The sequence below is a fragment of the Butyrivibrio sp. genome (assembly GCF_024699075.1).
In genome coordinates, this window is record NZ_JAILQF010000186.1 from 1 (window position 1) to 8,403 (window position 8,403).

Below are 8,403 nucleotides of genomic sequence, written 5' to 3' on the forward strand. Positions count from 1 at the left end.
TGGAAAAATGATTAACAGTGAATCTGTTGGAACTATAAATCTTACGTTTTCGAGTTTATCGCAATTTCGTTACAATGTCAATGTTTTGATAAGACAATACTGCATATTTCCTCATTATTTTCATATATATTCATTGCATAATATACCAATTGTATATTATTTTAATAAAAACAAAACCGCTTCATGACTGGCCTATATCAAGTTTCCATCGAACTACGAAGGATTTTTTGACATAATAATGCCATAGTCACAAAACGGTTGATCATCATATAAATTTGTCTGAAGCTCTATCTTAGCTCTATCTGATCTATTGAATCAGAAGTCACGATCGTAAACTTGCTTCTGCTTGAGCCTGGGATTATCGCCCTTATGCTATCATCAAATTCCCCTTCAAAACGCAGTGTTCCATCTACTCCATAAAGCTGCCACTCTTTGTCGTTATAGAGTACAAACTGGTCATCCGAAAAGAACATATCCGTATAAGCCAGATCGAAATACATATCAAGAACATCCTTACCTGAAGTATTATAAACAGTAAGCTTGTAGGCTCCCTCTTCAGCTGTTCCTGCACTGATTATTCCTGCATAAGTGTCACTGTTATACACACTCATGATCTCAGTTTCACCCATATCATTAACTATAGGATCATTAGGAACATCTTCACCTTTATAGAAAATGACGCTCTTATCCGAAACAGCCAGGTTGGTTCCAGAGTTCATGAATACATCAAAAGGAATGATAGTGTCTTCATATTTGAACGAACTGACCATATTGTCAGTTGCATTCTGTCCTACAGCACCAAAGTTAAAAAATGTAACACCCGTCTGAATGCTTCCGCCTGACTCTTTCAGATAACATACTGCAAGGAGTTCTCCATTAGGAGATATCGACATACTTGTTGGATATCCGCTATTGGACATTGTAGCCTTTATAGCTGCAAGTTCCTTACCTGAAGTATCAAAAAGTTTGATCCTTGTTATGTCATCATCATCAAGTATTACTGCAACGACTCCCTGGGATGAAACGCAAAAATCCCTGATAGGAAGATTCGTTCCGAAACTTCCCAGCGTTCCCTGAGAATTAGCTACATATATGGTATTACCATTGTAATCACCTACAGCAACTGTCTCATTACAGACCCTCACTACAGGCGCCTGCATATCATAGGTCATATTCCAAAGAGCTCTTCCATCCGCTGACATACAGTTAATACCATCTTTACTGTATCTGATTATGTTCTGACCAAGAGGAAGAACAGTAACTCCGGACATTCCCGTCAAAGATGTGGTGCTCAAAACGCGCGACTCGGTATAAACCTTGTTATGCCAATTCACATATATAAATGATATTATTGCCACAGCCGCTATTAGTAAAAAGAGCGTCCTGTAAAAAACTATCAGCTTGTGATTTCTTATCTTCTCCTGATAAGAAGGCTCTCTGGAAAAAGATGCACCGGTATCTTCATCCGGTGCATCTGTATTTCGGTTATTTCTGCTGTAATCTCTAAAGTTTCTGACTTCAGCCATCAGTCCTCCACCTCAGCAAAATTTATAAACTGTTACTGCGTCATATGGACGATCAGGTCCGTAAACAGGGCTTGGGAATGACGGAGTATTTATAGAATTAGGATATGTCTGTGTTTCAAGGCAAAGTCCGTCATGCTCATTGTACTCATATCCATTCTTTCCAACCAGACCCTTAAGAAAGTTAGCTGAATAGAACTGGAATCCAGGAAGATCTGTAGAAGCATGCATTGTAATTCCTGTAGCAGGATTAGTAACTATGGCAAACTCTCTCATATCTCCATTTACATTTCCATCTTCGTCAACAGCACCATCAATTATGAAATTGTGATCATATCCATTTACAAATGTGATCTGATCATAATCAGAAGCTATGTCCTGACCTATTGTCTTTGGTATTGTGAAATCAAGTGGAGTACCGGATGTTTCACGCTTTTCACCTGTAGGAATTGAATTCTTGTCCTTAACAGGTGTAAAGAAATGAGAATTGAGCTGAAGCACATGCCCAAGAATATTACCACTTCCGCTTCCACCAAGATTAAAATATGTATGATTAGTAATATTTATAAGAGTATCTGCATCGCTGTCTGCATGATAATGAAGTTTAAGCTCATTATCATCTGAAAGTGAAACTTCTACTGTAAATACACGGTTTCCCGGAAAACCAAGCTCACCGTCAGCTGCCTTATATGTAAATCTCACAAGATTGTCATCTTCTTCACTGTCCCATACTGTCTTGTGGAATCCCATATCTCCATCTGTATGAAGATTATTCACACCATTTTCGTTAAGAGGAAGATGATACTCTTTTCCATTAATAATGTACTTACCGCCTTCAACGCGGTTAGCTGATGGTCCTATAGTTGATCCAAGTGTTGGCTTGTTATCTGTATAACCTTCAAGATCATCAAATCCAAGAACAACATCGCATCTGTTACCCTTGTTGTCTTTTACAAAGACATTTTGGATGTTGATACCATAATTAAGAACAGTAACTTCCATATCATTTTTATTAGTAATATGGAAAAGATATACAGCCTGTCCCTTTTTTGTTTCCCCAACAAATTCTCTTTTTACGCTCATATTAACCTCATTTCCTGACTTAAGTAGAGAATAATTGTTTGAAATCAGTGTAATCTCATTCACTGACCCGCCATTTGAAAATATTAAATCTTCAAATCTCTGTCCTTCCCTCAAGTGCACGCAGTAGCGTCACCTCGTCAATATATTCCAGATCCCCTCCGACAGGTACTCCGCTTGCAATACGTGTAACCTTTATACCTGTGGGCTTCACCAGTTTACTAACATACATAGCTGTCGTCTCGCCTTCAAGACTTGACCCTGTTGCGAGGATCACTTCATTTATATCCTCCGTCTGAAGGCGCTGTATAAGCTCTTTGAGTCTTATATCTGAAGGGCCAACACCAAGCATTGGTGATATGACTCCCTGAAGCACATGATAAAGACCATTATACTTGCCTGTTCGTTCATATGCTGCAAGATCCCTAGAGTTCTCAACTACCATTATAGTAGACTGATCCCTTTGATCATTGGAACATATAGGGCACAGATCCCCATCTGTAAGTGTGCAACACTTCTTACAGTAGTGAACGTTCTCTCTTGCATCATTAATGGCACCAGAAAGCCTGGCAACACGGTCTTTGGGCATGTTTATAATATAAAATGCAAGCCTTTGCGCAGACTTTCCGCCTATTCCCGGAAGGGAAGCAAGCTCTTCTATAAGCTTGTTGACATGGCCACTATACAGATCCATTAGAATCCAAATCCTCCGCCAAGTCCGCCGAGTCCGCCAGTCATCTTGCCAAGAGCCTCTGCGTTAGCCTTATCAGCTTCGCCCATTGCTTCATTAACAGCAGCAACAATAAGGTCCTGGAGCATCTCTACATCTTCAGGATCAACAGCTTCAGGAGAAATCTTAATAGCCTTAAGCTCCTTAGAACCTGTAACAGTAGCTTCTACTGCTCCGCCTCCTGCTTTTGCTGTGAACTCTTTGGTCTCAAGTTCTTTCTGGTTCTCTTCCATCTGACGCTGCATACGCTGTGCCTGCTTCATCAGATTATTCATGTTTCCGGGAATTCCTCCCTGAAATCCTCCACGCTTACTCATAAATAAATACCTCCGTAAAATCCTTTTTATAAAAAGACATATGAAAAAATTTCTATGTACTAATTATCTGTTTATCATATGATAAAAGGGGCAAAAGAAACTTTTGACGCCTACATCATTATATCTTAACCATGCAAGGTTTGTCCCTTACTTATCTGAATTTGATTTAGTTTTCCTCAGAATCAGCTTTCTTCAGGCTCATCTTTTTCTTCAAATGAATTGCCATCATCCAAAGGACTCATATCCTGAAGGTCATCATTATCAGATGCATTAACTGTGTCAGTCACCTCTCCCAAAGAAGGTTCCGTATCATTAGATGCTTCCCTGACTTTATCACCCTGCTCTTCAGGTATCTTGACTTCGTCTTCTGTAACTACGTCAAACTGAATAGCAGACTGAATTGTTTCAAGGTCTATATAAGACTGCTCGAACTGCTCGCCCTGAGCAAGTGCTCTTATATCTATCTTTATATCCTTTTCAAAAACGTCTGCAATCTCCTGTTCAAGAGTTGCCTTCTGAGTCTCAACAAAGCTGCAGGTCGTCTGCTTACTAAATACCATCTGAAGAGAGTTGTCAGCGCCAAGTGAAAGCCTTGGTCTGTCAAGATGAATGGCATTTCTAAGTGCTGCATCCTTCATACCGCCAAGAAAACGATCAAAGCCTCTTACAACAACATCTATATCTTCAGGCACCGGTCTGTCCAGCTTTTTGGCTACAACAGGCTTGGCCGGCGAACTTATTGCTTGTGCAGAATTTGATACGGCAATCTGTCCGCTTTTAATCTTCTGAATAATATCAGCAGATTCCCTTGCCTTATTCTCAAGTACTCTTACACGCTGGGCAAGTCCTTCATCAGATACACCTTCCATCTGAGGACGACATATCCTTATAAGCGCCATCTCAATCAGAATACGCTTTTGAGCTGCAAATCGCAAATTGGCTTCAAGCTCTGAAAACACACTGATAAAGCGCATTATCGTATCGATATCCGAACTTTCAGCCTGCTCTTTGATAACCTTGAGGTTATCTGTCGAGATATCTACAACATCCTCAACATTATCAGAAGATGATACAAGCATGAGATTCCTCAGATACCATACAAAATCAGCTATAAACTGTGAAAGTTCTCTTCCCTGAATGACTACATCTGCAAGTATGTTAAGTGCAGTCTTAGCATCAGCATTTTTAAGAGCCTCAAACATCTGGCCAAAGACAGCTGTATCAACTGCTCCCAAAACTCCAAGAACTTTGTCATAGGTAAGCTCTTCGCCGTAGTTAAACGCGACGCACTGATCAAGGAGACTCAGCGAATCTCTCATTGAACCATCTGCCGCCCTTGCTATATATCTAAGCGCCTTCTCCTGCGCCTTGATACCTTCCGAGTCAGTAACTTCCTTAAGCCTGTCTTCGATAGTATCTATAGTTATACGATGAAAGTCATATCTCTGACACCTTGATAAAATAGTAATCGGTATCTTCTGAACTTCTGTAGTAGCAAGTATGAAAAGTACATATTCCGGAGGCTCTTCAAGTGTCTTTAGAAGCGCATTAAAAGCTCCGGTTGACAACATATGAACCTCATCTATGATATACACTTTCTTTTTGCCCATAGTAGGAGAATAGGAAACTTCATCGATAATAGTTCTTATATTGTCGACACCATTATTGGATGCAGCATCAATCTCTACTACATCAACACATCTGCCCTCGGCTATTGCCTTACAGGTCTCGCACTCACCGCATGGATTACCATCAACAGGATGCTCACAGTTGACCGCGCGTGCTAAGATCTTGGCAACAGAAGTCTTACCTGTTCCACGTGTTCCGCAAAAAAGATATGCGTGACCTACACGATCTGATTTAATCTGATTTTTAAGAGTTGTTACTATATGATCCTGACCTTTGACATCTTCAAATGTCGGAGGTCGGAACTTTCTATATAAAGCTACGTATGGCATTTAATATACCCTTTTCATTTTTAATTATGCAGATTGAAAATTTCTAAAAACATGTTAAACTCGCAAACGCTTCGCTTTTTGCTCGTTATAAAATATATAAGCCATGATATTTGGATCTTTTATCCCAAATGTCATTATATCACACAAGCATTAGATATTCTTCACGGCAAAGCAGAACTGATACCTTTGGTGGCGCCCCCAAAATAGTGAAGTCTAATATCGGTAAAATCAGTCTCCAAAGCATACTCCAAGCATCTTAGCTTCTTTTATGATACTTGCATCCTTAGGAAGAGTCTTTAACTTTCCTGCTATTTCCTTAAGAGGAACCTTGACCATCTCACGATTCTTATAAGCTATCATATATCCATATTCTTTTTTAAGGATAAGCTGTCCTGCCTCTACTCCTACACGACTTGCAAATACTCTGTCATAAGGATCAGGCACACCGCCCCTTTGCATATGTCCGGGAACAGTAACCCTTACTTCTCTGCCTGTCTTTTTCTGGATCTGATCTGCTATCTCATAAGATACTGAAGGGAACGCATAATTAGAAAGCTTCTTCTTGTATTCTTTCTTGGTAAGCTTTGAATCTTCCTTGGAAATAGCTCCTTCTGCAACGGCAAGAATGGTAAATCTTGAACCATTCTCAGCACGCTTCTCAATTGCTTCTATAACCTTATTTATGTCATATGGGATCTCAGGAATAAGAATGATATCAGCACCACCTGCAATTCCTGCATTAAGAGTAAGCCATCCAACCTTATGTCCCATGACTTCTACTATAAATACACGGCCATGAGAATCGGCTGTTGTATGGATACAGTCAATAGCATTAGTTGCAACATCAACTGCGCTTTGGAATCCAAAGGTCATATCAGTGCCCCAGAGATCGTTATCTATTGTTTTAGGAAGGGATATTATATTAAGACCTTCTTCTCTTAGAAGGTTTGCTGTCTTTTGAGAACCATTGCCGCCAAGGACTACAAGTACATCAAGCTGAAGCTTGTAATAGGTCTGCTTCATGGATGCAACCTTATCTTTGCCCTCCTCATCAGGCTCATGTATTGTCTTAAAAGGAACTCTTGACGAACCAAGAATTGTTCCGCCTCTTGTAAGAAGTCCGGAGAAATCACGCGGTGTAAGCATCTTAAAATCACTATTTATGAGCCCCTTATAGCCATTAAGGAATCCATAAATTTCCATTTCAGTTCCGCTTGCATCAAGGCACTTAACTACACCCCTCATAGCGGCATTTAATGCCTGGCAGTCGCCGCCGCTTGTCAGCATTCCTATTCTAAGCATACAATCTCCTCCCATAACTTTTTAATCACTGTCAATAATTCTAACATATATTCGCAGGTCTTCACAGAATTTAGTTTCTTATTAGATAAAAGGTGCAGCTTTCCTTGCAATTTGATTATTATGTACGAAGTTTGAGTTTATTATAATATCTTTTTTGGAACTGACCTTATTCTTAAGATAAAAGATTTTCAGGCAAGACCTAAAAAATACTGATAATAATAAAAAAGCGCTATAAGTATATATTTTCACGCATATACTTATAGCACATAAACTTATGCCTCGAATTCGCCTCGGATATCGTCTGTTGGAGGCTCTTCAGGATATTTGCCCGTAAAGCATCCTTCGCAGATAGACATCTTGTTATCAACGAGCTCTTTAAGCCTGTTAAGATTTAAATATCCAAGAGAATCTGCTCCTATTATCTTTCTTATATCTTCTATACTTCTGTTATAAGCAATGAGCTGGTCTCTTGCAGGTATGTCTGTACCAAAATAGCATGGCCATAAAAACGGAGGTGATGATATTCTCATATGAACCTCTTTGGCACCAGCATCACGCAGCATTTTAATGATCCTGTCAGAGGTTGTACCTCTTACGATAGAGTCATCTATAATTACAACTCTCTTGCCATCAACAGCATGATTTAGTGCATTGAGCTTGACCTTAACACTGCTTTCACGGTTCTTCTGACCAGGCTTAATAAAGGTTCTTCCTATATAAGAGTTCTTTACAAATACCTGACCGTAAGGTATTCCGGACTCCATAGAATAGCCAAGAGCCGCAACATTACCTGATTCAGGTACGCCAGCTACGATATCAGCATCTATAGGATCATCCTTATACAGGAACCTTCCTGCTCTTATTCTTGCATCGTATACGCTCTGACCATCTAATACAGAGTCAGGTCTTGCAAAATAGATATATTCAAAGATGCAGTGTCCATGCTCTTTTTCCGGAATACATCTTGTTTTATTGGAAAGGATCTGACCATCCTGTGTTATAGTAACAATTTCGCCCGGCTCTACGTCTCTTATATATTCGGCATCAATAGTATCAAGAGCACAGGTCTCTGATGCGAAGATATATGCATTATCTCTTTTGCCAAGGACAAGAGGCCTGAAGCCATGCGGATCTCTTGCGCCTATAAGCTTACGTGGAGACATTATTACAAGACTGTATGCTCCCTTTATCTGTGGCATGGCAAGGGCAACCGCCTCTTCTACGCTACCTGTTTTAAGCCTCTGCCTTGCAATAAGATAAGCTATAAGCTCTGAATCGATCGTAGTCTGGAAGATTGCACCTGTATAAGCAAGCTCCTGCCTAAGTTCCGGCGCATTGGTAAGATTGCCGTTATGGGCAAGCGCAAGAGTTCCCTTCACATAATTAAGTACAAGGGGCTGTGCATTCTCTCTTACAGAGGAACCAGCTGTAGAATATCTTACATGTCCTACGCCTATGTTACCAACAAGCTTCTCTATATCCTCTCCTGTAAA

7 protein-coding genes are annotated in these 8,403 nt (G+C 40.0%); all 7 read right to left on the minus strand.

The genetic code is table 11. From position 1 onward, the window contains the following. Window positions 1-287: 287 nt before the first annotated feature. Complete coding sequence (locus K6G87_RS07285) at window positions 288-1,526, minus strand: DUF5711 family protein (protein WP_296835417.1); 1,239 nt, start codon at window positions 1,524-1,526, stop codon at window positions 288-290. Window positions 1,527-1,538: 12 nt separating this feature from the next. Further along, window positions 1,539-2,606 carry an aldose epimerase family protein gene (locus K6G87_RS07290; RefSeq protein WP_296835418.1) on the minus strand — a complete coding sequence of 356 codons (1,068 nt, stop codon included), beginning with the start codon at window positions 2,604-2,606 and terminating at the stop codon, window positions 1,539-1,541. 91 nt (window positions 2,607-2,697) lie between these two features. Continuing rightward, window positions 2,698-3,297 carry a recombination mediator RecR gene (recR, locus tag K6G87_RS07295; protein ID WP_296835420.1) on the minus strand — a complete coding sequence of 200 codons (600 nt, stop codon included), beginning with the start codon at window positions 3,295-3,297 and terminating at the stop codon, window positions 2,698-2,700. After that, entirely contained in the window at window positions 3,297-3,650 is a 354-nt protein-coding gene (locus K6G87_RS07300; protein ID WP_296835422.1) for a YbaB/EbfC family nucleoid-associated protein, read from the minus strand. Before K6G87_RS07300 ends, recR begins: the two co-directional genes overlap by 1 nt. A gap of 182 nt (window positions 3,651-3,832) precedes the next feature. Beyond that, window positions 3,833-5,608, minus strand: coding sequence for a DNA polymerase III subunit gamma/tau (dnaX, locus tag K6G87_RS07305; RefSeq protein ID WP_296835424.1), 1,776 nt, complete (start codon window positions 5,606-5,608; stop codon window positions 3,833-3,835). 228 nt (window positions 5,609-5,836) lie between these two features. After that, window positions 5,837-6,910, minus strand: a complete 1,074-nt coding sequence (locus K6G87_RS07310) for a 6-phosphofructokinase (protein WP_296835426.1) — start codon at window positions 6,908-6,910, stop codon at window positions 5,837-5,839. 272 nt (window positions 6,911-7,182) lie between these two features. Then, a partial coding sequence (gene purF, locus K6G87_RS07315) for an amidophosphoribosyltransferase (RefSeq protein WP_296835428.1) occupies window positions 7,183-8,403 on the minus strand: 1,221 nt, incomplete at its 5' end.